This is a genomic window from Glutamicibacter sp. ZJUTW (genome assembly GCF_008370855.1).
Taxonomy (GTDB): Bacteria; Actinomycetota; Actinomycetes; order Actinomycetales; family Micrococcaceae; genus Glutamicibacter; species Glutamicibacter nicotianae.
Genome location: NZ_CP043624.1, coordinates 1966640 through 1992687, shown reverse-complemented (window position 1 = coordinate 1992687; position 26048 = coordinate 1966640). Strand labels below are relative to the sequence as shown.

Annotated in this window: 21 protein-coding genes and 4 tRNA genes; 23 read left to right on the top strand and 2 right to left on the bottom strand. The window is 60.3% G+C overall.

Features of this window, described 5'->3' with window-relative positions; all coding sequences use genetic code 11:
* Positions 1–37: 37 nt before the first annotated feature.
* Entirely contained in the window at positions 38–2593 is a 2556-nt protein-coding gene (gene pepN, locus F0M17_RS09370; protein WP_149597002.1) for an aminopeptidase N, read from the bottom strand.
* A 289-nt stretch (positions 2594–2882) separates the two neighbouring features.
* On the opposite strand from pepN, the gene F0M17_RS09365 reads away from it, so the two are divergent.
* The 12 genes from F0M17_RS09365 (at position 2883) to F0M17_RS09310 (ending at position 12787) form a co-directional block, all read left to right on the top strand.
* Positions 2883–3356, top strand: coding sequence for a ribose-5-phosphate isomerase (locus tag F0M17_RS09365; protein WP_038990807.1), 474 nt, complete (start codon positions 2883–2885; stop codon positions 3354–3356).
* Positions 3357–3358: 2 nt separating this feature from the next.
* Entirely contained in the window at positions 3359–4327 is a 969-nt protein-coding gene (locus tag F0M17_RS09360; protein WP_149597001.1) for an Fpg/Nei family DNA glycosylase, read from the top strand.
* A 186-nt stretch (positions 4328–4513) separates the two neighbouring features.
* Positions 4514–4584, top strand: a tRNA-Gly gene (locus tag F0M17_RS09355).
* Between the two features lie 662 nt (positions 4585–5246).
* Positions 5247–5321, top strand: a tRNA-Pro gene (locus F0M17_RS09350).
* 142 nt (positions 5322–5463) lie between these two features.
* Positions 5464–5538 (top strand) — tRNA-Pro (locus F0M17_RS09345).
* A gap of 156 nt (positions 5539–5694) precedes the next feature.
* Positions 5695–5769 (top strand) — tRNA-Pro (locus F0M17_RS09340).
* 86 nt (positions 5770–5855) lie between these two features.
* Positions 5856–7187 carry a trigger factor gene (tig, locus tag F0M17_RS09335; RefSeq protein ID WP_038990810.1) on the top strand — a complete coding sequence of 444 codons (1332 nt, stop codon included), beginning with the start codon at positions 5856–5858 and terminating at the stop codon, positions 7185–7187.
* Between the two features lie 223 nt (positions 7188–7410).
* Positions 7411–8034, top strand: a complete 624-nt coding sequence (locus F0M17_RS09330) for an ATP-dependent Clp protease proteolytic subunit (protein ID WP_256370176.1) — start codon at positions 7411–7413, stop codon at positions 8032–8034.
* Between the two features lie 47 nt (positions 8035–8081).
* Entirely contained in the window at positions 8082–8741 is a 660-nt protein-coding gene (locus tag F0M17_RS09325) for an ATP-dependent Clp protease proteolytic subunit (RefSeq protein ID WP_038990812.1), read from the top strand.
* A 169-nt stretch (positions 8742–8910) separates the two neighbouring features.
* Positions 8911–10203, top strand: a complete 1293-nt coding sequence (clpX, locus tag F0M17_RS09320; protein ID WP_073706121.1) for an ATP-dependent Clp protease ATP-binding subunit ClpX — start codon at positions 8911–8913, stop codon at positions 10201–10203.
* A 42-nt stretch (positions 10204–10245) separates the two neighbouring features.
* Positions 10246–10854: a DsbA family protein gene (locus tag F0M17_RS09315; RefSeq protein ID WP_038990814.1), complete on the top strand. Its 609-nt coding sequence runs from the start codon at positions 10246–10248 to the stop codon at positions 10852–10854.
* Between the two features lie 925 nt (positions 10855–11779).
* Entirely contained in the window at positions 11780–12787 is a 1008-nt protein-coding gene (locus tag F0M17_RS09310; RefSeq protein WP_149597000.1) for a serine protease, read from the top strand.
* 319 nt (positions 12788–13106) lie between these two features.
* On the opposite strand, the gene valS is transcribed toward F0M17_RS09310, so the two are convergent.
* Positions 13107–15725 carry a valine--tRNA ligase gene (gene valS, locus F0M17_RS09300; RefSeq protein WP_149596999.1) on the bottom strand — a complete coding sequence of 873 codons (2619 nt, stop codon included), beginning with the start codon at positions 15723–15725 and terminating at the stop codon, positions 13107–13109.
* Positions 15726–15839: 114 nt separating this feature from the next.
* On the opposite strand from valS, the gene F0M17_RS09295 reads away from it, so the two are divergent.
* From F0M17_RS09295 to cobA, 11 genes are all read left to right on the top strand, one after another.
* On the top strand, positions 15840–16301 hold the full coding sequence (locus tag F0M17_RS09295) for an isoprenylcysteine carboxylmethyltransferase family protein (protein WP_190263636.1): 462 nt from the start codon (positions 15840–15842) through the stop codon (positions 16299–16301).
* Between the two features lie 58 nt (positions 16302–16359).
* On the top strand, positions 16360–17124 hold the full coding sequence (locus F0M17_RS09290) for an SDR family oxidoreductase (protein ID WP_149596997.1): 765 nt from the start codon (positions 16360–16362) through the stop codon (positions 17122–17124).
* 30 nt (positions 17125–17154) lie between these two features.
* Positions 17155–17895, top strand: a complete 741-nt coding sequence (locus F0M17_RS09285) for a sirohydrochlorin chelatase (protein WP_149596996.1) — start codon at positions 17155–17157, stop codon at positions 17893–17895.
* 67 nt (positions 17896–17962) lie between these two features.
* Positions 17963–19663 carry a nitrite/sulfite reductase gene (locus F0M17_RS09280; protein ID WP_149596995.1) on the top strand — a complete coding sequence of 567 codons (1701 nt, stop codon included), beginning with the start codon at positions 17963–17965 and terminating at the stop codon, positions 19661–19663.
* Complete coding sequence (locus tag F0M17_RS09275) at positions 19660–20382, top strand: phosphoadenylyl-sulfate reductase (RefSeq protein ID WP_149596994.1); 723 nt, start codon at positions 19660–19662, stop codon at positions 20380–20382. Before F0M17_RS09280 ends, F0M17_RS09275 begins: the two co-directional genes overlap by 4 nt.
* Before the next feature lie 11 nt (positions 20383–20393).
* Positions 20394–21317, top strand: a complete 924-nt coding sequence (gene cysD, locus F0M17_RS09270) for a sulfate adenylyltransferase subunit CysD (protein ID WP_149596993.1) — start codon at positions 20394–20396, stop codon at positions 21315–21317.
* 1 nt (position 21318) lies between these two features.
* Complete coding sequence (locus tag F0M17_RS09265) at positions 21319–22614, top strand: sulfate adenylyltransferase subunit 1 (RefSeq protein ID WP_149596992.1); 1296 nt, start codon at positions 21319–21321, stop codon at positions 22612–22614.
* The gene (locus F0M17_RS09260; RefSeq protein ID WP_149596991.1) at positions 22601–23698 is read left to right on the top strand and encodes an ABC transporter substrate-binding protein; all 1098 of its coding nucleotides are present in this window, start codon (positions 22601–22603) and stop codon (positions 23696–23698) included. Before F0M17_RS09265 ends, F0M17_RS09260 begins: the two co-directional genes overlap by 14 nt.
* Positions 23698–24441 carry an ABC transporter ATP-binding protein gene (locus F0M17_RS09255; RefSeq protein WP_038990827.1) on the top strand — a complete coding sequence of 248 codons (744 nt, stop codon included), beginning with the start codon at positions 23698–23700 and terminating at the stop codon, positions 24439–24441. The genes F0M17_RS09260 and F0M17_RS09255 overlap by 1 nt, the downstream gene beginning before the upstream one ends.
* Entirely contained in the window at positions 24413–25270 is an 858-nt protein-coding gene (locus F0M17_RS09250; RefSeq protein WP_149596990.1) for an ABC transporter permease, read from the top strand. Before F0M17_RS09255 ends, F0M17_RS09250 begins: the two co-directional genes overlap by 29 nt.
* On the top strand, positions 25263–26042 hold the full coding sequence (gene cobA / locus F0M17_RS09245) for a uroporphyrinogen-III C-methyltransferase (RefSeq protein ID WP_149596989.1): 780 nt from the start codon (positions 25263–25265) through the stop codon (positions 26040–26042). The genes F0M17_RS09250 and cobA overlap by 8 nt, the downstream gene beginning before the upstream one ends.
* Positions 26043–26048: the final 6 nt, after the last annotated feature.

Here is a 26048-nt window from a genome sequence, read left to right as displayed (position 1 = left end):
TCCGCATTGAGCGGAAGAAGCCACCACCTGAACGACCCTAGATTCCTGGAACCAACGCATCGGCCTTGCGTGCGGCTAGCGCGCGGACGACGTCGGCACGCGACTCCACCAGCAATCGGCGCATCGCGGCGTGCTTGGAGCCCAAGGACTCCAGGAATTCATCCGTCTGCTTCAAGGTTTCCTCCGAAACGTTGGAGCTAGGGTAGAAGCCCAGCAGGATCTGCTTGGCCATCTCGTGGGAGTAGGATTCCCAGGCATTGACGAGCAACCCGAAGTACTCCTCTGCGTAGCCGGCGATCAGCGTGTTGTCGTGCACGTTGTTGAAACCGGTAATAACTGCGCTTTGCTGATCGTTGGACAGGGTGGCTGCGGTTGCAGCCGCGAATGCCTCTGCTTTCGATTCAGCAGTGGGTCGGGAAGCCCGCGCTGTGTACCACGACGCCTTGCCCTTGGCGGTATCGTCGTTGGCCAGAACGGCGTCGAGATCGGCATCGCTCATGTAGCCGCCAGCACTCAGCGCAATGGCCAAGGACCAACGCAAATCGGTGTCCACTACGAGGCCTGCCAAACTTGCCGAGCCGTCGAACAGGCCTTTGACCTGGTCCAGCTGCGCGGTGGTGCGCGAGCGGTGGGCAAAGGCCTTTACGAACTGCAGCTGTGCGTCCGAACCGGATTCAGCCTCGGAGGCAAGTTGCCACAGACGGTCTGCAGCCTGAACCGAAAGCTCTTCGCTGTGTTCGGGCGCGACGTAGAGGTCCAGTGATGTGTTCAGCTGGCGCAGCAGCACCATGATCACGGTGGAATCTACTTCGTGGCCAATGTTGTTCAGCAGCAATTGGACGTAGGTGCTCGCAGGCGCTTCGGCATCGCGCACAGAATCCCAGGCCGCAGACCAGACCAAGGTCCGGGGCAGCGACTCTTCGAAGTCCTTCAGATGCTCGGTGGCAGTAGCCAAGGAAACTTCATCCAAGCGAATCTTGGCATACGTCAGGTCATCGTCGTTGAGCAGGACCAAATCTGGACGTTGCCGGCCTACAAGCGCTGGAACTTCGGTGAGTTCGCCATCGATATCAAGTTCCTCGCGGTGCACTCGCTGCAGCACGCCAGCCTCGTCCAGCGAGTAGAAGCCTACGGCTAGGCGATGCTGGCGCAGGGTCGGATACTCCGCCACTGCGGACTGGCGGATGGCGAAGGAAGAGATGGCGCCGTCTTCATCGATAGCCATCTCCGCCTTGAGCGTGTTCACTCCAGCAGTTTCCAGCCATTGAGCGCCCCAACCGCTCAGATCGCGGCCGCTGGCTGCTTCCAATTCCCTGAGCAGATCTGGCAGCTCGGTGTTTGACCAGGCGTGCTTGGAGAAGTACTCGCGCACGCCTGACATGAATTCTTCCTGGCCCACGAAAGCTACCAGCTGTCGCAGAACGCTAGCGCCCTTGGCGTAGGTGATGCCGTCGAAATTGACCTCGACGTCTTCCAGATCATTGATCGGGGCGACGATTGGGTGGGTGGATGGCAGCTGGTCCTGGCGGTAGGCCCAGTTCTTCTCCAAGGTGTTGAAGGTGGTCCAGGCACTGGTGAACTCGGTGTTCTGCGCTGCGGCCAGCGTGGACATGAACTCGGCGAATGATTCGTTCAGCCACAGATCGTTCCACCACTTCATGGTGACCAGGTCCCCGAACCACATGTGGGCCAGTTCGTGCAGGATGGTGATTGCGCGGCGTTCCACCATGGCGCCGGTGGGCCGGGACCGGAAGACGTATTCTTCGAGGAAGGTCACCGCTCCCGCGTTCTCCATGGCTCCGGCGTTGAACTCCGGCACGAAAAGCTGGTCGTACTTCTCAAACGGGTACGGAGTGCCGAAGTTCTTCTCATAGAACTCGAAGCCCTGTCGGGTGATGGTCACGATGTTCTCTACGTCCAGGTATTGCATCATTGATGCGCGGGCGAAGACGCCGAGCTCAATGGTGCGTCCGCTGGAGGAAACCAGGGAATCGCGGGCCACTTGGTAGGGGCCAGCAATCAGGGCGGTGATGTAGCAGGAGATGCGCTGGGTCGGCGCAAAGTCCCAGGTAGCGGAATCGCCGTTTTCGATTGGCTCGGGAGTAGGTGCGTTGGAGACTACGTTCCAGTATTTTGGTGCGGTTACCGAGAACTGGAAAGTGGCTTTCAAATCGGGTTGTTCGAAGATGGCGAACATGCGCCGGCAGTCCGCAACCTCGAACTGGGTATACAGGTATACTTCCTGGTCCACTGGGTCAACGAATCGATGCAGGCCCTCGCCGGTGTTCATGTACAGCGCGTCGGCGTCAATCACCAGCAGGTTTTCTGCAGCGAGGTTCGGCAATTGAATGCGGATGCCATCGGAATGCTCGGCAGGGTCCAGCTCTACTCCGTTGAGATTGATCGAGCGTACCGAATCGGTGACTGCATCAATGAAGGTCGACGCGCCGGCAGTGGCGGTGAAGCGAACAATAGTTTTTGAAGAAAAGACGCGCTCACCCTGAGTGAGATCCAGGCTTACCTCGTAGCTGTCAACGTTGAGCAGATTCGCGCGTTCGCTGGCCTCCGCGCGAGTGAGGTTCATTCCTGGCATGGGTTCTCCAATTCTTGGTGATGGTTATCCATCAGCGGAAGTTGTGAAACGAATATTGAATATCTGTCCATTGTGTCACCTGCGACGGGGCATTGCGCAAGTCATTGGGCCGAACAATTTACTCAATTTTCCAATAACTCCCATAAATTGCGTGCTTTGGGACGAGCGCAAGACTTATTGGGTTAATACTCCAGGGTGTGAGGCTGCGAAGTAGCGAGAGTGTGTGCTGCGGTCGCTATCCTAGATAGGACAGTAAAAGACCCCTCCCAAGTAAATGAGGCAATAGATTATGCGCGTGCATATCGCCACTGACCATGCAGGACTCGAGCTCAGCGATTACCTGGTGAAGCACCTGACGGCCAAGGGCTACGAAATGGTCAACCATGGGCCGAAGTCTTACGACCCAGAGGATGACTACCCGGCGTTCTGCATCAACGCTGCCTTAGCGGTCGTCGAAGATCAGCGTGCCGGCGTGGACGCGCTGGGCATCGTTTTGGGTGGATCGGGAAATGGCGAACAGATTGCGGCTAACAAGGTCGAGGGTATCCGTGCTGCACTGGCATGGAACTTGGACACCGCCAAGCTCGCCCGTGAACACAACAATGCAAATGTCATCGCTGTAGGCGGGCGCCAGCACTCGGTGGAAGAAGCAGCAGAACTTATCGAGGCCTTCCTTGCGGAGCCATTCAGCGAAGCTGAACGCCATGTACGCCGCATCAGCAAGATCGCAGCATACGAGACTACCGGCGAGGTCATCGAGTAGTCGTGCCGGAAGGACATTCCCTTCACCGCCTTGCCCGCCAATTCGACGATGTCTTTGGCGGGCAAACGGTTCTCGTCTCGTCCCCGCAAGGCCGTTTCAGTTCTGATGCGGAACGAATCGATGGCCACCAGCTAGAGCACGCCTTTGCCAAAGGCAAGCAACTGTTCTGCCGTTTTTCCAACGATTTGTATCTTCGCGTGCATTTAGGACTCTATGGTGCCTTCAGTTTCGGCGGCGATCAGCACTTTACTGGTGCCTCGTCGATCGGTGCGCCACGGAAGATTGGCGAAAGCGAAACAGGCACCACTTCCGACGCTGAATCGTACAACGGGCCGCCTGAGCCGGTTGGCGCAGTTCGGGTACGAATCGTTTCCGAGCATGGTTGGGCGGATTTGCGTGGGCCGACGGCGTGCGAGGTGTTGGATCATGACCGGGTTCAAGCGCACCTGAATAAGCTGGGGCCGGATCCATTGATTGGTTCTGCGGTTCGGTTTAGAGCTGCCAAGGGCCAAGCGGACATCGCGGACTCCGAAACATTGCTTGAAGCAGGGCACAAAGAATTTCGTGCCAATCTGTTGAAGACGAAGACTCCCATCGGCGTCGCGCTAATGAATCAGTCCGTCATCTCCGGCGTTGGGAACATTTACCGTGCCGAAGCATTATTCCGGAATCGTATTTCTCCGGCGCTGCCAGCGAATGAGCTAAGTGCTCAGAAAACCAAGAAACTTTGGTGGGACATCGTCTCCGTCATGGAAGACGGTGTTCGCGATGGCAAGATCATTACGACCTTGCCCGAGGACCGGGACCCTCAGGGCGTGATTTGGCCGGACAACGCGTATTACGTTTACCAACGGCAAGGCATGCAGTGCCGTAAATGCTCGGCCCGGATTTCCCTGGCTGAAGTCGCGGCTCGGAAGTTGTATTGGTGCCCACGCTGTCAGAAGAGGCCTCGTCAACGACACTCGACTTAGTCGGTAAGTGCCACGATGAGACGGATGGAATTCTTTTCGTTCCGACTTATCGGCGTGTTTTGCCGGCCAGTCCTTCGTACGGGTGCTAGGGGAGAGGACCCAAGTGAGACGTGGAATCCTCGATTTGCAAAGCAAGAGTTTTATGGTCTAGACTGAATCTTGTTCGAAGCGCAGGTGCTTCGAAATGGGGATGTAGCTTAATGGTAAAGCCTTAGTCTTCCAAACTAATGACGCGGGTTCGATTCCCGTCATCCCCTCCGTTTGAAAAGGTTCCGCTGTGCGGGACCTTTTCGCATACCCGGCAGAAAATCAGTTCTTCCAAACTTTTTATTCTGAGGTGCCGGTTGTTTTAAACGGACTGCCCTTATCCGATCGACGTCTCCAAATGATCGGCCCTGGATGTTGCTTCGCGGCTTTTCTGGCGAGGTTATCCATCGACTGCTTGAAATACGCTTTCGATTGCTTGAGCATTTTGCCGGTTTGCCAGATTGCGAACTGGGAATCACCAGCGTGCCTCGGTGCACGGCAGTTGCCCATGGTTACTGCCGGCTTTTTTGAAGGCGCAGCGTACGTGCACAAATCTCTGGAATATCGATTTGGCTATGCCTATGGCTCTGGCAGTGGGTTTCCTTGAGGGATCTCGGCGTCCGTTGGCCCGGGAACGAGGATTCCGGAGGTTGAGAATACACTTGTAATTCAACTCACGAATATGCGATTTCTGGAACGAATCCGGCAGGTGAAACGGGGAAAACCGCGGAATTACGCGGATGTCATTGTGCTACTTGCAAAATCCTCGATTTTGCTTTTGGTTCGAACCCGTGTAACTTAGTTTCTTGTGATCAGCACGGGAAACAAAAAATTCCCGAGCCGATTACAAAGCGGTTTGTCCAGATGAAACAAGCTTTCTTCTGAACTTCACCGGGGTGTAGCTCAGCTTGGCTAGAGCGCGCGCTTTGGGAGCGTGAGGTCGCAGGTTCGAATCCTGTCACCCCGACTTTATGACTGGAGGAATCTGGTCATGGAATTGAGATTTGAGAAATCAAGTCTCGTGAGTAATGGCGATTGAGAAATCTTCACTATTCAAGCAACACGGTTAGTTGGAAGCAGTCATCCTAGGATGCAGCTTCCTGGCTAATCGGGGTGTAGCTCAGCTTGGCTAGAGCGCGCGCTTTGGGAGCGTGAGGTCGCAGGTTCGAATCCTGTCACCCCGACTTTGCGAGTGGATATCTTCGGATGGAGCCCGTGAAAATTGAGAGCTAAATATAATTTAGATCTTGTGATCACTAAGAACCGTAAAAGGTAACTAGTAAGCATCACAAACGATTAGTGGATACAGGATGACTCGGGTTAGACTGTTCACTGCTAATCGGGGTGTAGCTCAGCTTGGCTAGAGCGCGCGCTTTGGGAGCGTGAGGTCGCAGGTTCGAATCCTGTCACCCCGACTCTGTCGAACAACCCCGCAACGCCACCATGTTGCGGGGTTTTTGCAGATTAGACCTAATATTAGACAACTCAGGAGTACAACGCTGTGAAGAGCGCCGTCGAAAACGTCAACCCGACCCGGGTTAAGCTGACCGTTGAAGTTCCTTACGAGGAACTGAAGCCCCGCGTCGATGAGGCGTACAAGACCATCGCTCAGCAGATCCAGATCCCCGGCTTCCGCAAGGGTAAAGTTCCTGCAAAGCTGATCGACCAGCGCGTCGGCCGTGGCCACGTCATCGAGACCGCTGTTAACGAAGGTCTGAACGAGTACTACCAGAAGGCAATGGTTGAGAACGAACTCACCCCATTGTCCCGCCCAGAGGTAGACATCACCGAACTGCCATCCCTCGAAAAGGAAGGCGAAGGCCAGCTGGTCTTCACCCTTGAGGTAGACGTACGTCCGAAGGTTGAACTTCCGGACTACAAGGGCATCGAGGTTTCTGTTGAAGCCAAGGAAGTTGCTGACGAGGACATCGAGAAGGCTCTCGACGACCTGCGCGGCCGTTTCGGCACCCTGAAGGAAGTTGAAGCTCCAGCAGCTGCAGACTCCTTCGTAACCATCGACCTGACTGCTTCCGTTGAAGGCGAAGAAGTCGACTCCGCACAGGGCCTGTCCTACCAGATCGGTTCCGGCAATATGCTTGAGGGCATGGACGAAGCCGTTACCGGCCTGTCCGCTGGCGAAGACGCAACCTTCGAAACCACCCTGGCTGGCGGCGAGCACGCTGGCAAGTCCGCAACCGTCAAGGTCGTAGTCAACGCTGTGAAGCAGCGTGAACTGCCAGAAGCTAACGACGACTTCGCTCAGCTGGCTTCGGAATTCGACACCATCGCCGAACTGCGCGAGAACCTGGCAAAGGACGCCGCAGAGGGCAAGGTCGTCGAGCAGGGCGTAGAGGCTCGTGAGCTGGTTCTGGACAAGCTGGTTGAGCTGGTTGAGGTCCCTGTTCCTGCTTCGGTTATCGACGAGCAGATCGAGCAGCACTTCAACGCTCCGAACTCCGAAGAGGGCCACGACACCGAGGAGCACCGTGCAGAGGTTCGCGAGAACACCGAGCGTGCCTTCAAGAACGAAATCATCCTGGACGCAGTTGCAGATGCTGAAGAAGTTGGCGTCGAGCAGTCCGAGCTGATCGACTACATCGTCCAGACCGCAGGCCAGTACGGCATGGAGCCAAACCAGTTCGCACAGATGCTGGACGGCGCAGGCCAGGTTCCGATGCTCATGGGCGAAGTTCGCCGCCGCAAGGCACTGGCAAAGGTTCTCGAGTTCGCTACGGTCACTGATTCCAACGGTGCCGCAGTTGACCTGACCTCCTTCGTCAAGCCAGCCGGTGAAGAAGAGGCAGCTGAGGTTGAAACCGAAGAAGCCAAGTAGTCTTCACTAAACTCTGATGGCCGTCGGCCGCTTGTTCAACGCAAGCCGCCGATGGCCATTTTTGTTCGCTTCAGGCGTGCATCATGCGCCGTGAGCGAAACAGGGGCATGAAACGGCCCAAGATCGCCTTGAAGTAAGTAATCTCAAAGTAACCAGTTGCAGCTATGGGATTAGAAACAGAGATTCCAGAAACTGATCTACACGTTTGGAAGAGGTAGAGAACATGTCAAATGATTCGCGCACTCCCACTATGGCAGCCGCAGAGCCGGCCGGCCGTGATGACTACATCTACAACCGCCTGCTCAAGGAGCGCATCATCTGGCTGGGCTCCGACGTCCGCGACGACAATGCGAATGCCATTTGCTCGCAGTTGCTGCTGGTCTCGGCAGAGGATCCTGAGAAGGACATCTACCTGTACATCAACTCGCCAGGCGGCTCGATCACCGCTGGCATGGCCATCTACGACACCATGAACTTCATCCCGAATGACGTGGTGACCGTAGCTACCGGCCTGGCAGCATCGATGGGCCAGTTCCTGCTGTCCTCGGGCACCCCAGGCAAGCGTTTCGCCACTCCGAACGCGCGCATTCTGATGCACCAGCCATCGGGCGGCATCGGCGGTACCGCCTCGGACATCAAGATCCAGGCTGAACTGATCATGCACATGAAGAAGGTCATGAGCGAGCTGACTGCAGAACAGACCGGTCAGACCGTGGAGCAGATCCTCATCGACAACCAGCGTGATAAGTGGTTCACCGCAGAAGAAGGCCTGAAGTATGGCTTCTTCGATCAGATCGCAACCCACGCAGGCTCGGTCACCGGTGTTGTAGGCGACGACGACAAGTAGTCGTACCGCACCGCTTGATACCCAAAGATTTGTCCAAGGAGAAAACCATGAACTTCAATCCGGAAGCCGTTAGCGGTCAGATGCCGTCGGCCCGCTACATCCTGCCACAGTTCGAAGAGCGCACCCCATACGGTTTCAAGCGCCAGGACCCTTACGCAAAGCTGTTCGAGGATCGCATCATTTTCCTCGGCGCCCAGGTCGATGACGCATCGGCTGATGATGTCATGGCCCAGCTGCTGGTCCTGGAATCCATGGACCCAGAGCGCGACGTCACCCTTTACATCAACTCGCCAGGTGGTTCCTTCACCGCGATGACTGCAATCTATGACACGATTCAGTTCATCCGCCCAGAGGTGCAGACCGTCTGCCTCGGCCAGGCTGCATCAGCAGCAGCAGTACTGCTCGCAGCTGGCACCCCGGGCAAGCGTTTAGCACTGCCTAACGCCCGCGTGCTGATCCACCAGCCAGCAATGGGTGGCGGCGAACGCGGTACCGCGACCGACCTGCAGATCCAGGCCGAGGAAGTCATGCGCATGCGCAGCTGGCTGGAAGAGACCATTGCGTCCCACTCCGGCCAGAAAGTTGAGAAGGTCCGCGATGATGTGGAGCGCGACCTGTTCATGACGGCGAGCGAAGCGAAGGCCTACGGCATCGTCGATGAGGTATTGACTCCTCGCAAGCTGAACCGCGCCCAGCTGGGAAGCTAGCGAATACGTGGAATAATCCAGGATGAATGGCGGTTTACCTAGTTGCCGGTCTGTCCAAAGGCAGATAGGGCGCAACACAGGTAAACCGCCATATTCATCTAATTTGGGGGACAACTAGCCTAGAATTGAGTAAGTCCACAGCTACTCAAGTAAACGGGAGAATGGTGCGATGGGACGCATGGGTGAAGGCTCGGATCTGTTGAAATGCTCTTTCTGCGGAAAGAGCCAGAAGCAGGTTAAGAAGCTAATAGCAGGCCATGGTGTCTACATTTGTACTGAATGCATCGAACTCTGCAATGAAATCATCGCCGAAGAGTTTGCTGAAGAGCAGGTGCATGAGGAGTTCTCCTTGGCCAAGCCACGCGAGATCTTTGATTCGCTGCAGGAATACGTCATCGGCCAAGAGAACGCCAAGCGGGCGCTCTCGGTTGCTGTCTACAACCATTACAAACGCATCCACGGCAACCAGGACCACGGTCCCGTTGCTGCGCTGACTAACGAAGACCCACTGGATGATGTGGAAGTCTCGAAGTCCAACATCATGCTTATCGGTCCTACTGGATGCGGCAAAACCTATCTGGCTCAGTCGTTGGCGAAGAAGCTGAATGTTCCATTCGCAGTCGCCGACGCAACGAGCCTTACCGAAGCTGGCTACGTGGGAGAAGACGTGGAGAACATTCTCCTCAAGCTCCTCCAGGCCGCCGATTATGACGTCAAGAAGGCTGAAACCGGTATCATCTACATTGACGAGATCGACAAGATTTCCCGTAAGAGCGAGAACCCCTCGATCACGCGAGATGTCTCGGGCGAAGGTGTCCAGCAGGCACTGCTGAAGATTCTTGAAGGTACAGTTGCAGCCGTGCCACCTCAGGGTGGCCGCAAGCATCCGCATCAGGATTTCATTCAGCTCGACACCACCAACATTCTTTTCATTGTTGCCGGCGCCTTTGCAGGCTTGGAAGAGATCATTTCTTCTCGCGCAGGACAGAAAGGCATTGGCTTTGGGGCCCCGCTGACCGCGCTGAAGTCCGAAACTGCTTCCTATTCGGATGTTCGGCCTGAGGACCTGCTCAAGTTCGGACTGATTCCAGAATTCATTGGACGCCTCCCGGTGATCACTACGGTGGAGCACCTGGACAAGGATGCGTTGGTTCGAGTGCTGACCGAGCCGAAGAATGCACTGCTCAAGCAGTACCAGAAGATGTTCCAGATGGACGGCGTAGCATTGAGTTTCGACCAATCCGCTCTCGACGCCATCGCGGAACTGGCTATTGCACGTGAGACGGGCGCACGTGGCCTGCGTTCAATTCTTGAAGAAACTCTTGGCGGAGTGATGTTCGATTTGCCAAGCCGCGACGATGTAGCTGAAGTGGTAATCACTCGCGCCACCGTAATCGACCGCGAAGAGCCCACGCTGCTCTCGCACGCGATGGTCGCCAAGCGCGACAAGAAGTCTGCATAGACCACGTCCATAAAATTTTTTTCGGAAGAAAGTTGGTAGTTCATGGCTGAACGTCAGCAAGTTGATTTCTGGTTCGACCCAATCTGCCCATTCGCATGGGCGACGAGCCGCTGGATCAAGGAAGTAGAAAAGGTCCGCAACATCGATGTGACCTGGAATGTCATGAGCCTTTCAATGCTTAACGAAGGACGGGATCTTCCCGCTGACTACCGTGCGATGATGGACAACTCATGGGGACCGGTACGTGTGATCACCCGTGCCGCCCAGGAGCACGGAGATGACGTTAAAGACAGCCTGTACACGGCAATGGGCGAGCTGTTCCATTACGAAAAGATCGAAGACCGTGGGGAAGTGATTTCCAAGGCTCTGGCGAAGGTCGGACTCCCAGCAGAACTCGCTGAGGCGGCGGATACTGACGCCAATGACGCGGCCTTGCGTGCCAGCCACGAGGTTGGAATTGGCAAGGTGGGCCAGGATGTAGGAACTCCAATCGTCGCCGTTGATGGTGTTGCCTTCTTCGGGCCGGTTATCACTCGCATTCCAACCGGAGAAGATGCAGGAAGGATGTTTGATGCCGCGGCGCAACTCGCATCGTTCCCATACTTCTTTGAAATGAAGCGTACCCGCACCGAAAGCCCAATTTTCGACTAAGCGAAAATTCATTTCCCGAAGGACGTTGTCTCATGGAGAGACAACGTCCTTTGTGCTTAGCAGGGAACTCAGCGGCAGCGTCAGCGTGGATCTACCGACCTTCCGCGCTTCGATTGATGCAGTTATCCATCCGATGTGCTCCTTGTGCGGCGGAGAATTGGCCACACTGCCCTGAGGGGTTGCGTCGATCATTTCACCGGATCTTTGTGGAGCGCGGAAACTGGCTCACACATTGCCGGCGAAAATGATTCCAGGCAGCCATTCTCATTGGCCGGCGCTCGCTAACGGATGCTTCAGGTAATCGGCGCGCGAGGTTCGACGGAATCCTTGGGTCGATTTCGCCGAAAAGAACGGACGGCCGATGACTTAGGCCATGCGCACATCGTCTTGGTGGTGAGCCCGAGATGCCCCTACAGGGAACTGCGAACGCAGAACGCGGTGTCGCAGGAAGGCCACTGGTGATCCAGGCGTTGGTTCCGTGTTGTGCTCAGACGCGTGAATAAGTCCATTTTCGACATCTAATTAACTCATATTTTTCCTTCTGCCCAGCCATCGTACTGCCGAAAAGTACCTGTTACCGAAGTTTCCGTTTCATATATTCGCGGTTGCTGGCCCGCCGTTGAAAGATGAATTCTGGAGATCCAATAGTGATTTGATTCACAAGTAATTTTGGGGTCGAGCCGAAACCGGCTGATCTGGCTGGGCCATCAGCGGGGGAGCGGGCAACGTGCGCGGACGAATTAAAGTATCTGTTCCAGGGTAATTTCGCTTCACAAATTGAGTGCCGCAGGCGAATCACGACACGGTCGACGGAGGGAAAGATTCCTGTAGAAAATGCTTGAAGTGTGTGTTTGACTATTTCCCACGAGTGCAACCGCACCCCCATCGATAGTGGCAAAGAAGCCACTGGACAAGGAGTTAAATCGTGCAGATTCGTTCTCTAATTACGGATTCATCCAAGGGCAGAGGGCGCCGCAAGCTGGCAGGCGCCGCAGTCCTTGCGAGCGCACTGATGCTTAGCGCGGCCCCAATGGCCTCGGCAACGCCGACGACAACGGGCGGAGAGATCGAGTCGATCACGATCTCTCAGCAGAAGGCTGAAGCTGCGGTGGACTACTGGACCGCAGACCGGATGAAGGCCGCAAAGAACGCAGATTCACTCGTTGCTGGAAAGTCGGGCTCGGCCGCCAAGGTCGAAATCGGCCAGCCTGCCAAGGTGGCTGGCCATGGAGCTGACGTTGCCGCGGGCAAGCAGACGCAGAAGAAGGGTGGCAAGACCCGCGCAACCCAGGAAACTCCGGTCTCGCACATCGGCAAGGTCTTCTTCACCCTTGGTGGATCAGACTATGTCTGCTCCGGCAATGCTGTGGTCTCCGCCAATGAGTCGACCGTCTCCACTGCAGGGCACTGCTTGAACGAAGGACCGGGCGCATTCGCCACCCGTTGGGTATTCGTCCCGGCCTATGAGAATGGCAACGCACCGTACGGCTCCTTCGCAGCGACCGAGCTGGTGGCGCCAACCGAATGGTCCAACGGCGGTGACATCTCCTATGACACCGGCTTCGCAGTCGTCAGCACGAGCGGTGGTTCGACCCTGACAGATGCCGTCGGCGCATCCGGCGTTGCATTCAACCAGGCACGCGGCGAGCAGTACACCGCGTACGGCTACCCAGCTGCCTCGCCATTCAACGGCGAGACCCTGCAGTCATGCACCGGCTACGCGAGCGACGATCCCTTTGGCCAGTCGCAGTCCCAGGGCATTCCATGCAACATGACCGGCGGCTCCTCGGGCGGACCATGGTTCCTGGGCAGCGGTTCGGACGGCTACCAGAACTCGGTGAACAGCTTCGGATACAGCTCCGTGCGCGACACCATGTTCGGGCCATACTGGGGTTCGGTGATCCAGCAGGCTTACCAGAACGCGCAGAACTAAACGCTCACTCGCCGGCGGCTGGACATTGATGGGGATCCAGCCGTTGGCATGGAGCAGAAGGGAAAGATGATGGCCAATGGAGATTCGCCAGCTGACCGGTCCAAGACTCCGGTCCAGAGGCATCGTCTTGAGAACAGCGCCGAAGACCAGCTGAAATACTTCACCGACCAACGTCGACGCGCAGCTCGTCCCATAGAAAAAACCCTTGAATCTCCACTGCAGAAGGATCGTCCAGATCCGGGGGAGAAAGAGGAATAGAAACGGAAAAACCGGTTGCCATCCCGTTGAGGGGATGGCAACCGGTCCTGTTTATTGGCGCTTATGCCTCTTCGGCCGGAGCCAATTCGACGTTGGCGACAGTCAGTTCGCCTTCGGCTTCAACCAAGGACAACTCGCGGGCATTGGCTGCGGACTTCAAGTCCTCGAAGCCTGCCTTGAGCTGGGCAACCTGGGCTGCAGGCGCGTGGATCTCGCCCGAGAGCACCTCGGTGCGCTGCTTGACCTTTGCATCGGACTTGGCCTTGCGGATTCCCGAAAGGGCTACGCCAACCAGCGGCAGTACTGCAGGGTCGGCGCCCTCGACTGCTGCCGACAGGTGCTCGGTGCTTGGCCACTGGGTCAGGTGCACCGACCCGTTGCGCCACCAGCCCCAGACCTCTTCGGTGGCGAACGGCAGGAACGGAGCGAACAAACGCAGCACCGAATCCAAGGTGGTGGCCAAGGCACCCAGAACCGAAGCCTGCTCGGCTTCTCCATGGCCACCGTATGCGCGGTCCTTGACCAGTTCCACGTAGTCGTCGGTGAACGACCAGAAGAACGACTCGGTGATATCCAGAGCTCGAGCATAGTCGTAGTTGTCGAAAGCGCGCTTGGCATCTTCGATAACGGTCGACAGGCGGGCGAGCAACGAGCGGTCAAGGCCGTTGGTGACTACCGAAGCATCATCGGTCAGCACATTGGCCTCGGTGGCACCCAAGTTCAGCACGAACTTCGAAGCGTTCAGGATCTTGATGGCCAAGCGTCGGCCGATCTTCATCTGGTTCACTTCATAGGCGGTGTCGGCACCGAGCTTGGCACTAGCGGCCCAGTAGCGGACGGCGTCCGCACCGAACTTGTCCAGAACTTCGTTCGGAACCACCACGTTGCCCTTTGACTTGGACATCTTCTTGCGGTCCGGGTCCAGGATCCAGCCCGAAATGGCGGCGTGCTTCCACGGAGCGTTGCCATGCAGGGAATCTGCACGCACCGCGGTGGAGAACAACCAGGTGCGGATGATGTCGTGGCCCTGGGGGCGCAGGTCGAACGGGTAGACCTTCGCGAAGAACTCGTCGTCGCGGCCCCAACGGCCCACGATCTGCGGGGTCAGCGAGCTGGTTGCCCAGGTGTCCAGCACGTCGGCATCGCCAATGAAGCCGTTGGCTGCCCCACGCTGGTCCTCGGTGTAGCCGGTAGGCGCGTCGGCCGCCGGATCAACCGGAAGCTGGTCGATGGTCGGCAGCAGCGGTGCATCGTAGTTCGGTTCGCCGTGCTCATCGACTTGGTACCACACCGGTACCGGTACGCCGAAGAACCGCTGGCGGGATACCAGCCAGTCCCCATTCAGGCCCGACACCCAATTCTCGTAGCGCGAACGCATGAACGACGGGTGGAAATCAATTTCCTGGCCGCGGGCGATCATCTGGTTGCGGCGCTCTTCGTCGCGGCCGCCGTTGCGGATGTACCACTGGCGCGAGGTCACGATCTCCAGCGGCTTGTCGCCCTTTTCGAAGAAGTTCACCGGACGGGAGATCTTCTTCGGCTCGCCATCGAGCAGGCCGGCTTCGGAAAGCATCTCAACGACGGTTTCCTTGGCGGAGAACACGGTCTTTGCCGAAATCTGGGCGTAGGCTTCCTTGCCGGCCTCGGTGGTGATCCACTCCGGAGTCTCGGCCAGGATGCGGCCGTCGCGTCCGATGATCGGACGGGTTGGCAGCTGCAGTTCGCGCCACCAGGTCACGTCGGTCAGGTCGCCGAAGGTGCAGACCATGGCAATGCCCGAACCCTTGTCGGCCTGGGCCAACGGGTGCGGGTGCACGGTGACTGGAACGCCGAAGATCGGCGAGGTCACGGTCTTGCCGAACAGGTGCTGGTAGCGTTCGTCATCCGGGTGCGCCACCAGGGCGGCGCATGCTGCCAGCAGTTCCGGGCGGGTCGTCTCGATGAAGACCTGCTCGCCGTTGTCCGCAGAGAATGCGTAGCGGTAGTAGGCGCCCGGCATTTCACGGTCTTCGAGTTCGGCCTGGGCCACGGCGGTACGGAAGGTCACGTCCCACAGGGTTGGGGCCTCGGCCATGTAGGCGTCGCCCTTGGCCAGATTCTCCAGGAATGCACGCTGCGAGGCCGCACGCGAGTTGTCGTCGATGGTGCGGTAGGTCATGCGCCAGTCAACCGAAAGGCCCAGGGTGGTGAACAGCTGCTCGAAGACCTTCTCGTCCTCGACCGCGAGCTCTTCGCAGATCTCGATGAAGTTCTTGCGGCTGATGACGTCCCAGTCGCGCTGGTTCTTCGCCGGCTTTTCTGGTGGACGGTAGCCCTCGATGTAAGGCTTGGTCGGGTCGCAACGGACACCGAAGTAGTTCTGCACGCGGCGCTCGGTCGGCAGCCCGTTATCATCCCAACCCAGTGGGTAGAAAACGTTCTTGCCGTTCATGCGCTGGTAGCGGGCCAGTACGTCGGTCTGCGTGTAGGAGAACATGTGTCCTACGTGCAGCGAACCCGAAGCAGTTGGCGGGGGAGTGTCGATGGAGTACACGGCTTCGCGAGTCGTATCCTCATTGAAGTGATAGGTGCCCTCGGTGCGCCACCGGGACGAAAGACGTTCCTCCAAGCCTTCCAATGCTGGCTTGTCAGGAACGGAAACCGTTGCGGGCGTGTCTGTGCCCAAGTTTTCTTCTGCCATGCCTCTATTCTTTCATGTTTTGCCCGGTGCCAAGACATTGTTGCCCATGGCTTGCACCACGCGGCGCCCGTGGCGAGTACCATCTTGTGCATGGAGCGACGAAGAGCACCTCGAATGCCGCCACCGGCCATTGCAGCAGCCGCGATGGCTGCACAACGGCTGCTGGTTCCCGAGGTGCGTTCATCAACCTGGTTAAAACTCATGGCCGGGCTCTTGGCCATTGGCGGTGCTGGCCTTGCCCTAGGCGCAGGACTCTCTTTCCATGCCGCCAAGACCACCGCGAACCCGCGGCGTCCGGAGAACAGCACCGCTTTGGTCACGACGGGACTCTTTGCCCGCACCCGCAATCCGATGTACCTGGGAATGGTTGCCGTATCCACTAGTTATGCCATGTGGCGGGGCTCGCTACTGGGGCTTGTTCCCAGCGTCGCGCTCGCCTGCTGGCTCGACCAGTTCCAGATACCCGCTGAAGAAGATGCCCTGGCGCAGAAATACGGACAGGCGTATTGGCAGTACCAGCGGGCGGTGCCGCGCTGGATTCCTTCCACTGAGCGCGGCAAAACCCATGCCAGATGAAACGTAAGAGAAATTCATGCCTTACCAACTGGTAATCATCTAGTTCTACAGTTGTTGCATGACTACTACTAATAGCACTTCATCCCGTTCGGCCGTCGTGACCGGAGCTTCCAGCGGAATCGGGCAGGCAACCGTACGCGCTCTGCGCGCTCAAGGGTGGACCGTCTTCGCGGTGGCCCGTCGTGCAGAACGCTTGGAAAGCCTCGCTGCCGAATGCGGCGCGATCGCCGTTCCAGCAGATGTCAGCGTGCAGGCTGATGTCGACTCGTTGGCGGAAACCGTGCTCGCCCAGGGCGGCGTCGACACGCTGGTCAACTGCGCTGGCGGTGCCCGGGGAACGGAGACCTGGGCGGATGCGATTGACGAGAACTGGGAATTCATGTGGCAGGCCAATGTCATGGGAACCATGCGCCTGACCCGTGCCCTGCTGCCGCAGCTGCGCGAGGTGCGCGGCACCGTCCTGAACGTCACGTCCACGGCGGCACTGGCCAGCTACGAAGGCGGCAGCGGCTACAACGCAGCGAAAGCTGCAGAACGGGCCATGACCCAGGCTCTGCGCCTGGAAGAAGTCGAGAACGGCTTGCGCGTTATCGAGATCCTGCCTGGCCTCGTGCAGACAGAAGAGTTCTCCCTGCGCCGGTTGGGCAGCCAGAGCGCTGCCGATAACGTCTATGCTGGCGTGGATCATCCGCTGTCCGCCGAAGACGTTGCCGAGGTGATCCGCTATGCGGTGAGCGCCCCGGCCCATGTGAATCTCGATGAGATTGTCATCCGCCCGCAGGCGCAAGCCGCAAACCACAAGCTAATCCGCAATGCCAAATAGGCGCCCAACTTCATCCATGAGGACCAAATCATGAGTCAAAAGACCCAGCAGACGATCCATATCGTGGCCACATCCCATGGCACGGACAACCCCCGCGGGCAGCAGCTGATCCACGACCTGCGTGGCGATCTTGAACGCATGAGCGCACAGCAATTTCCGGGGCAGCTTCTCTGGCACGAAGCCTATGTGGATGTCCAGGAACCCCGGCTCGAATCGGTCATCGCGGCACTGCCCGAAGGCGAGCCGGCAGTGGTCCTGCCATTGCTGGTCTCAGACGGGGTGCATACGACCGACGATATTGCGCAGGCTGTCGCTTCACGTCCGGGCACCTTAGCCGCACCGCCATTGGGCCCGCTGCCAGAACTGGCCCAAGTTCTGGCGCAGCGTGCCGCCGGGCACCTGGAGAAAGACACGCTGGTCATCGTGGCCGCCGCGGGCACACGATTGGAAGTCGGCCAAAACCAGGTCGAGAACCTGGCCGAGCAGGTCGCGGGCCTGCTGGAGCGCGAAGTGCTGGTGGGATATTGCGCGGGCGCGCAACCGCGGATCGTTGAGCTCGTGGGCGGCGCGGCCGGTCGTCCGGTGCTGGTGCTCAGCGCGTTGCTCGCCGACGGATACTTCCAGCAGAAGCTCTCTAGCACAGGCGCCGACGTGGTGACAAGCCCACTGCTGCCTGACGTCATGATCACTCAATGTTTCCTTGTGCGACTGCAAAAGGCCCTTCAAGAAGGGCTTTTCATGTCTCCAGATGACGAACTCCTAACCCGTTAGTCAACGCGTAGCCATGTGACATCAGCAGGTTGCTGACCCCCTGGGGGCAGTTCCTAGGCTGATGGGCATGACGCAGACAACCACACCAGTTCGCCCCAAAAGAGCGGCCAAGCCCAACGGCCAATGGAAGGTCGATGGCACTACGCCGCTGAACGCCAACGAGGAAATGAAGGCCGCCGACAACGGCCTGAACGTGCGCCAGCGGATCGAAGAGATCTACTCCGTGCAGGGCTTCGACTCCATCGACCCGGATGACCTGCACGGGCGTTTTCGCTGGTGGGGCCTGTACACCCAGCGTGCCCAGGGCATTCCCGGCGGCAAGACCGCCACGCTGAGCCCTGAAGAGCTCGAGGACCGCTACTTCATGCTTCGCGTGCGCATCGACGGCGGGGCGCTGACCACCGAGCAGCTGCGCGTCATCGGCCAGATCTCCAAGGACTTCGCCCGCGGCACGGCAGACCTCACCGACCGCCAGAACGTGCAGCTGCACTGGGTGGACGTCGTCGATGTTCCAGAAATCTGGCGCCGCCTCGAAAGCGTGGGGCTGCACACCACCGAAGCCTGCGGCGATGTCCCGCGCGTCATCCTCGGTTCCCCGGTAGCTGGGATCGCCAAGGACGAGATCATCGATCCCACCCCGGTGATTGCCGAGATTTCCCGCCGCTACATTGGCAATCCGGAGTTCTCCAATCTTCCGCGCAAGTACAAGACCGCGATCACCGGCCACCCCAGCCAGGACGTAGTCCACGAGATCAACGACTTCGCCCTGATCGCGGCCATCCACCCGGAACTCGGCCCCGGCTACGACCTGTGGGTCGGCGGGGGACTGTCGGCCAACCCGCGGCTCGGCGAGCGCCTTGGCGCCTTCGTCTCCCAGGAACAGGCCGCCGACGTATGGGAGGGCGTCACCTCGATCTTCCGCGATTACGGGTACCGCCGGCTGCGCAACCGCGCCCGCCTGAAGTTCCTGCTGGCCGACTGGGGCACCGAGAAGTTCCGCCAGGTGCTGCAGGACGAGTACCTGGGCTACGCGCTGCCTGATTGCGAACTGCCGGCCCAGCCCACCTCGGCAGGTGACCACAGCGGCGTGCACGAGCAGAAAGACGGCCGTTTCTACGTCGGCCTGACCGCCCCGGCAGGACGCGTCTCGGGCAGCACGCTCGTGGCCCTGGCCGACCTGGTCGAGGCGCACGGCTCCACCAGGCTGCGGACCACGCCGCACCAGAAGATCCTTGCGCTGGATATCGCCGAGGACCAGGTCAAGGAATTTGTCGGCGCAGCGCGCGCCCTCGGACTGGAAGCTTACCCCGGACTGCTCAAGCGGTCGGCTATTGCCTGCACCGGCATCGAATTCTGCAAGCTGGCCATCGTGGATACCAAGGACACCATGATCGACGCGGTAGCGAAGATCGAGGAACGCCTGGCCGATCACCAGGGCAAGCTGCCCCGGGCGTTGGCGCTGCACGTCAACGGCTGCCCGAACTCCTGCGCCCGCATCCAGACCGCAGACCTCGGGTTCAAGGGCCAGCTGATCACCAATGAGGCCGGCGAGCAGGTGCCAGGTTTCCAGGTTCACCTGGGCGGCACCCTGGCCGGCCGGGAAAACGGCGAAGCGACCATGGGCCGTACCGTGCGCGGCTTGAAGGTGGCTGCCGATGAATTGCCCGACTACGTTGAGCGGGTTGTGAAGAACTATTCGGCCTCCGCGGACGACGGTGAATCCTTCGCGGCCTGGGCCCACCGAGCTGAAGAGGACGAACTGAAATGAGCGAGCAGAACCCCGTGCGAACCCGCAGCGAAGCCGAACTGCGGCGGATCGCCAAGCTCGGCGCCGATGAGCTGGGCTGGGAGGCCACGGCAGAGCAGGTCGTCGCCTTCGCCGCCGAGCACCTGGGCGCCGATGAGGTGGCGGTGGCCTGCTCGATGGCCGACGCAGTGCTGCCGCACCTGGTCGCCGCGCAGCTGCCGAAGGTCGACGTGCTGTTCCTGGAGACCGGATACCACTTTGCCGAAACCCATGTCACGCGCGACGAGGTAGCCCGCACCCTGGACGTGAACGTCGTGGATGTGCTGCCTGAGCTGAGCGTTGCCGAACAGGATGAGAAGTTCGGCAAGGACCTGTTTTCCCGGGATCCGGCCGCCTGCTGCCAGCTGCGCAAGATGGACCCGCTGGCTCGTTCGCTGTCCGGATACAGCGCATGGTTCACCGGGGTGCGCCGCGACGAGGCGCCGACCCGCAGCAACACCCCGCTGGTCGTTTTCGATGAGAAGCACGGACTGGTCAAGTTCAATCCGGTCGCCCCCTGGAATTTCGAGCAGCTGATCGGCTACGCCACCGAGCACCAGGTGCCGGTGAACCTGCTGCTGTCCAACGGCTACCCATCCATCGGCTGCCAGCCGTGCACCCGCCCGGTGGCCGAGGGCGAAGACCCCCGGGCCGGCCGCTGGGCCGGCTTGAGCAAGACCGAATGCGGAATCCACGTCTAAAGGAGCGAATCATGACCATTACCGCTAACGCCCCCACCGGCACCCAGCGCAGCGTCCTGGACGCCCTGGAAGCCGAATCCATCCACATCATCCGCGAAGTGCTCGCAGAGTTCGACAAGCCCGGGCTGCTGTTCTCCGGCGGCAAGGACTCCGTCGTAGTGCTGCACCTGCTGGCCAAGGCCGTGTACCCCAGCCGCGTCCCCATCCCCGTGGTGCACATCGACACCGGCCACAACTTCGCCGAAGTCCTGAACTTCCGGGACGCAGTGGTGGAAAAGTACGGCCTGAACCTGGTGGTCGGCTCCGTGCAGGACTACATCGACCGCGGGGAGCTTGCCGAGCTGCCCGACGGCACCCGCAACCGGCTGCAGACCCGGGTGCTGCTGGACACCATTGAGGCCAACGGCTTCGACGCGGTGTTCGGCGGGGCCCGCCGCGATGAGGACAAGGCCCGCGCCAAGGAGCGCATCCTGTCGCTGCGCGACGAGTTCGGCGTCTGGGATCCGCGCAATCAGCGCCCGGAAATCTGGAACCTGTACAACGGGCGCCACGAGCCGGGATGGCACGTGCGCGCCTTCCCGATCTCCAACTGGACCGAACGGGACATCTGGGCCTACATCCAGCGCGAGAACATCGAGCTGCCGCCGATCTACTTCGCGCACTGCCGCCAGGTGTTCGAGCGCGACGGCATGTGGCGGGCGCTGACCCCCGTCAGCCAGCCCACCGCAGAGGAGCCGGTGGTGATCAAGCAGGTGCGCTACCGCACCGTGGGCGATGCCAGCTGCACCGGCGCGGTGCTCTCCGCCGCCGACACCGTGGCGAAGGTGCTGGACGAGCTGGCCGTCGCCACCATCACCGAACGCGGCGCCACCCGTGCCGATGACCGAATTTCCGCCGCGGGCATGGAAGACCGCAAAACCGAAGGGTACTTCTAAGATGACCACCACACTTTTGCGCATCGCCACCGCCGGCTCGGTGGATGACGGGAAATCCACCCTTGTCGGCCGCCTGCTCCACGACGCCAAGGCCATCCTCGCCGACTCGCTGGACGACCTGGCGCGCACCAGCGCCGAACGCGGCTTCGGCGGGGCGGCCGGAAGCCTGGACCTGGCGCTGGTCACCGACGGGCTGCGCGCCGAACGCGAGCAGGGCATCACCATCGATGTGGCCTACCGCTACTTCTCCACCGGCAAGCGTTCCTTCATCCTGGCCGATTGCCCCGGGCACGTGCAGTACACCCGCAACACTGTCACCGGCGCCTCCACCGCCGATGCGGCCATCGTGCTGGTCGACGCGCGGCACGGGGTGCTGGAGCAGACCCGCCGCCACCTGGGCGTGCTCGCGCTGCTGCGGGTGCCCCAGCTGGTCATTGCGGTGAACAAGATGGACCTGATCGACTGGGACGAGGAGGCCTTCAGCAAGATCGAGGCAGAAGTGCTGGCGCTCGCCGAGCAGCTGGGTGTGCAAGCCACCACCGTCATCCCGGTCTCCGCCCTGCAGGGGGACAATGTCGTCGAGCCTTCGGCCAGCGCCGACTGGTACGCCGGCCCGACCTTGCTCGGACTGCTCGAAGACCTGGAGCCGGCGTTGCCGAAGGGCACCGCCCGCCTGGATGTGCAGTACGTGCTGCGCCCGCAAGGGGCGCTGGCACCTGGGCTGGACCCGGAAGCGTTCCGCGACTACCGCGGCTACGCCGGAACCCTGGTGGATGGGCCCCTGAGCGTGGGAGACCAGGTGCAGGTGCTGTCCAACGGTCAACCGCTGGGTACCCGCATCAAGGCCATCAGCACGCCGGCCGGCAGCACCGCCCAGGCGCGGCCCGGCGACGCGATTGCCGTGGAACTGGAGGACGAGTTGGACATTGCGCGCGGCGACACGCTGGTCGCCGGAGAGCTGCCCGAAGCCCAACGGGAGTTCCAGGCAAATATCTGCGTGCTGGATCCAGTGCAGCTGGGCAAGGGCCAGCGGGTGCTGGTCAAGCACGGCACCAAGATCGCCGCCGCGAAGCTCGCCGACATCAACTACGTCATTGATATTGCCGACTACTCGCAGCTGCCAGCCGACAGCCTCGGGCTCAACGATCTGGGACGGATCACCTTGCGCAGCTCGGCCGCGGTAGCCATCGAGCAGTACAGCACCTCGCGCACCGGCGGCAGCTTCCTGCTGATCGACCCCGCCACCGGCCGCACGTTGGCGGCCGGGATCATCGAGGCCGAGCATGCAGCGGCCTGATCCTGGCACCCGGATCAGCCACGGGGCACGAATCCGCCTGGCAGCAGCCAGTCCGGCGACCGGGTTCCGCGGGAGGATCGCCGGTCTGGCCGGGGTTGCTGCACTTGCCGCGCTGGCGGTGCTCACCACCGTGGTGCCCGGACCAGGCCAGGCCCCGGCGCATGCGGCGGACCTCGGCCCGGCGGCAGAGCTCAAGCTGGGCTATTTCGCCAACCTGACCCACGCCCCGGCCCTGATTTCCACCAGCCAGGACTTGCTTGCAGACCAGCTTGAGGCTGATGGCACCAGCCTGGAAACCCAGTTGTTCAATGCCGGTCCGGCAGCGATCGAGGCCCTGAACTCCGGTGCCATCGATGCGGCCTACCTGGGCCCCAGCCCGGCGCTGAACAGCTACCTGGCCAGCGGGGGAACGTCCCTGAAAATCGTCGCCGGCGCCTCATCCGGCGGTGCAAGCCTGGTCGTGTCCCCGGATATTTCCGAGCCCGGCGAATTGGCTGGCACCGAGCTGGCCACCCCGCAATTCGGCGGAACCCAAGACGTGGCGCTGCGCCATTATCTGGCCGAGCACGGGCTGGATCAGCAAGCCACGGTGACGCCCAGCTCCAATGCCACCCTCACCCAGCTGTTCGGGCGGGGCGCCATTGACGGGGCGTGGGTTCCCGAGCCCTACGCCTCCTTGCTGGTGGAGAACTACGGGGGTCATCGATTAGTGGACGAATCCACGTTGTGGGAGAACGGGAAATTCCCTACGACCGTTCTGGTCGTCTCCCAGGACTACCTCACCGAGCATCCGCGAACCGTGGAAAAGCTCGTGGCCGCGAACTCCGAAGCCATTGGATGGCTGAACTCGGCAGATCAGCAGCACAAGGCCGCGGCAGTCCAGGAGGCCCTGGCCGCAGCGAACGGCAGCTCCTTCGATGAGACGGTCATTGCCGCTGCACTGGAAGAAGTTTCCTTCGACGAGGACCCGCTGGCCGATACCTACCAGACGCTGATCGACCATGCGGCGCAGGTTGGCATCGGGCAGACCGGTTCGGTTGACGGCTTGGTGGACACCCGTTTCCTTGCAACGCAGGAGCACTGATGGGCGTATTGATCAATGAAGTCTCGCTGAGCTATCCGGGCACCGGGCTGGTGATCGACCGGCTGAGTACTGAGATCGACGACGGCGAATTCATCGCGGTGCTGGGTGCCTCGGGATGCGGGAAGTCATCGTTGCTGAACATGATCGCCGGGCTGCTGGCCCCAAGCTCCGGCTGGTTGGAAGTCCCGCACGACGGGGCGGCATTCATGTTCCAGGATTCCAATCTGCTTCCGTGGCTGACCGCCGGGCAGAACGTGGATTTGGCGCTCAAGCTCGCCGGCTATCCGGCGGCCCAGCGGACCGCGCGCACCACCGAACTGCTGCAGCTGGTTCAGCTGGGGCACGCCATCGGGAAGAAGCCTCATGAGCTCTCCGGCGGCATGCGGCAGCGAGTCGCCTTGGCCAGGGCTCTGGCGCAGGACCGCCAAGTCTTGCTGATGGATGAGCCTTTTGCCGCGTTGGACGCGATCACCCGGGACATGCTCCATGAGCAGCTGCGCGCCCTGTGGGAGCAAACCGGCAAGACGATCATCTTCGTCACCCACAACGTCCGCGAGGCGATCCGGCTTGCCGGCAGGATCCTGGTGCTTTCCTCGCACCCCGGCAGGATCCTGGAAACCCGTCAGATCACCGATCACCTGCGCAACGATCCGGCGCAATCAGCCGCACTGGCCAACGAACTGACCGCGATACTGCGAAAGGAGCAGCGAAAGCATGAGCTCACTGACCCAAGCGCCGGCTAAGGCCGCAACGCCGGCACAGGCGAAGAAGCGCACCCGCAGCAAGCTTGATGCCGTCGTCGCTCCGATTCTTACCGTCCTGGTGCTGCTCAGCCTGTGGCAAATTGCCTCGTGGGCCAGCCCCTTGCGCGAAGACCTGTTCCCCGGACCGGTCGCCGTGGCCGGCAGGCTGCCTCAGCTGCTGGCCGACGGTTCACTGGTCCAGGCCGTAGGCACCTCGCTGTTCCGCGCCGTGAGCGGATTCGCGATCGCGGTGCTGATTGCGACTCCGCTGGCGCTCTTGCTGGCCCACCAGCCGCTCTTGCGCCAAGGGGTCGGACCACTGGTTTCCGCCATGCAGGTCCTGCCGTCCATTGCCTGGGTGCCAGCGGCGATCATCCTCTTCGGGCTCTCCGACGCGACGATTTATACCGTTCTGCTCCTGGGCGCGATCCCGTCGATCATCAACGGCCTGCTCTCGGGAATCGACATGATCCCGACACAGTACAAGGCGCTGTCCAAGGTGCTCGGCGCCTCCCGGCGCGAGCACATCCTGTACATCGAACTGCCCGCGGCTTTGCCCGGTTACGTGGCCGGCCTGCGCCAAGGCTGGGCTTTCGCCTGGCGCTCCTTGATGGCGGCCGAACTGATTGCTGTCGGCGGCTCGCTGGCCTTGGGCGTAGGCTCGCTGCTCCAGCGAGGCCGGGACCTCGCCGATCTGCCGCTGGTGATGTTGGTCATATTGACCATCTTGCTGGTTGGCGTACTTATCGAACTTCTATTCTTCGCCCCGATCGAACGCAAGCTGATGGCCGATCGAGGAATGACCCGGACTGGAGAGAACAATGGCTGATGGCCGCATCACACTGATTGGCGGTGGGCCGGGGGATCCCGAGCTGATCACCGTCGCCGGATACAAGGCCTTGATGGCCGCAGACGTCGTCCTGGCCGACAAGCTGGGCCCCACCGCGCTGCTGGCCGAGCTGCCTGAGGACGTGCTGGTTATCGATGTGGGCAAGTCGCCTGGATGCCACGTCAAAACCCAGGATGAAACCAATGAATTACTGGTCAAATACGCTTTGGAAGGCAAGCGGGTGGCCCGCCTGAAGGGCGGCGATCCGTTCGTGCTGGGCCGCGGCGGCGAGGAAATGCTCTACGCCGCGGAATATGGCATTCCTGTACGCGTGATTCCAGGCATTACCAGTGCCGTCTCGGTGCCCATGGCTGCCGGCATTCCCGTCACCCATCGGGGCATTGCTGCCGGGTTCACCGTGGTCAGCGGGCACGGGGAACTTGCTGATGTGCCGATCCGGTCCGATCACACCTTGGCGGTGCTGATGGGAGTATCGAATTTGCCGCAAATTGTTGAGACATTGCTTACCCGTGGTTTACCGTCAAGTACCCCAATTGCGATAGTTGAGCGAGGTTACTCACAGACGCAGCGCACAACTATCGGTACGCTAGAAGGGATTGTAAAGCGCGCCCGCAAGGCCGCAGTGGCGAATCCGGCCGTTATCGTTATAGGTGACGTCGTTCGGCTAGCCCCGGAAGCCTCCGACCAACTGGTAGACCTCCTGCCGCTAGCGAATGCCGAAGCCACCGCGCCGGCCTCATTCGTTGACTAAGAAAGA

Coding starts and splice junctions, on each gene's coding strand:
- pepN (WP_149597002.1), bottom strand. CDS start 2,593: ATGCCAGGAATGAACCTCACTCGCGCGGAGGCCAGCGAACGCGCGAAT.
- F0M17_RS09365 (WP_038990807.1), top strand. CDS start 2,883: ATGCGCGTGCATATCGCCACTGACCATGCAGGACTCGAGCTCAGCGAT.
- F0M17_RS09330 (WP_256370176.1), top strand. CDS start 7,411: ATGTCAAATGATTCGCGCACTCCCACTATGGCAGCCGCAGAGCCGGCC.
- F0M17_RS09325 (WP_038990812.1), top strand. CDS start 8,082: ATGAACTTCAATCCGGAAGCCGTTAGCGGTCAGATGCCGTCGGCCCGC.
- clpX (WP_073706121.1), top strand. CDS start 8,911: ATGGGACGCATGGGTGAAGGCTCGGATCTGTTGAAATGCTCTTTCTGC.
- F0M17_RS09315 (WP_038990814.1), top strand. CDS start 10,246: ATGGCTGAACGTCAGCAAGTTGATTTCTGGTTCGACCCAATCTGCCCA.
- valS (WP_149596999.1), bottom strand. CDS start 15,725: ATGGCAGAAGAAAACTTGGGCACAGACACGCCCGCAACGGTTTCCGTT.
- F0M17_RS09295 (WP_190263636.1), top strand. CDS start 15,840: ATGCCGCCACCGGCCATTGCAGCAGCCGCGATGGCTGCACAACGGCTG.
- F0M17_RS09290 (WP_149596997.1), top strand. CDS start 16,360: ATGACTACTACTAATAGCACTTCATCCCGTTCGGCCGTCGTGACCGGA.
- F0M17_RS09285 (WP_149596996.1), top strand. CDS start 17,155: ATGAGTCAAAAGACCCAGCAGACGATCCATATCGTGGCCACATCCCAT.
- F0M17_RS09280 (WP_149596995.1), top strand. CDS start 17,963: ATGACGCAGACAACCACACCAGTTCGCCCCAAAAGAGCGGCCAAGCCC.
- F0M17_RS09275 (WP_149596994.1), top strand. CDS start 19,660: ATGAGCGAGCAGAACCCCGTGCGAACCCGCAGCGAAGCCGAACTGCGG.
- cysD (WP_149596993.1), top strand. CDS start 20,394: ATGACCATTACCGCTAACGCCCCCACCGGCACCCAGCGCAGCGTCCTG.
- F0M17_RS09265 (WP_149596992.1), top strand. CDS start 21,319: ATGACCACCACACTTTTGCGCATCGCCACCGCCGGCTCGGTGGATGAC.
- F0M17_RS09260 (WP_149596991.1), top strand. CDS start 22,601: ATGCAGCGGCCTGATCCTGGCACCCGGATCAGCCACGGGGCACGAATC.
- F0M17_RS09255 (WP_038990827.1), top strand. CDS start 23,698: ATGGGCGTATTGATCAATGAAGTCTCGCTGAGCTATCCGGGCACCGGG.
- F0M17_RS09250 (WP_149596990.1), top strand. CDS start 24,413: ATGAGCTCACTGACCCAAGCGCCGGCTAAGGCCGCAACGCCGGCACAG.
- cobA (WP_149596989.1), top strand. CDS start 25,263: ATGGCTGATGGCCGCATCACACTGATTGGCGGTGGGCCGGGGGATCCC.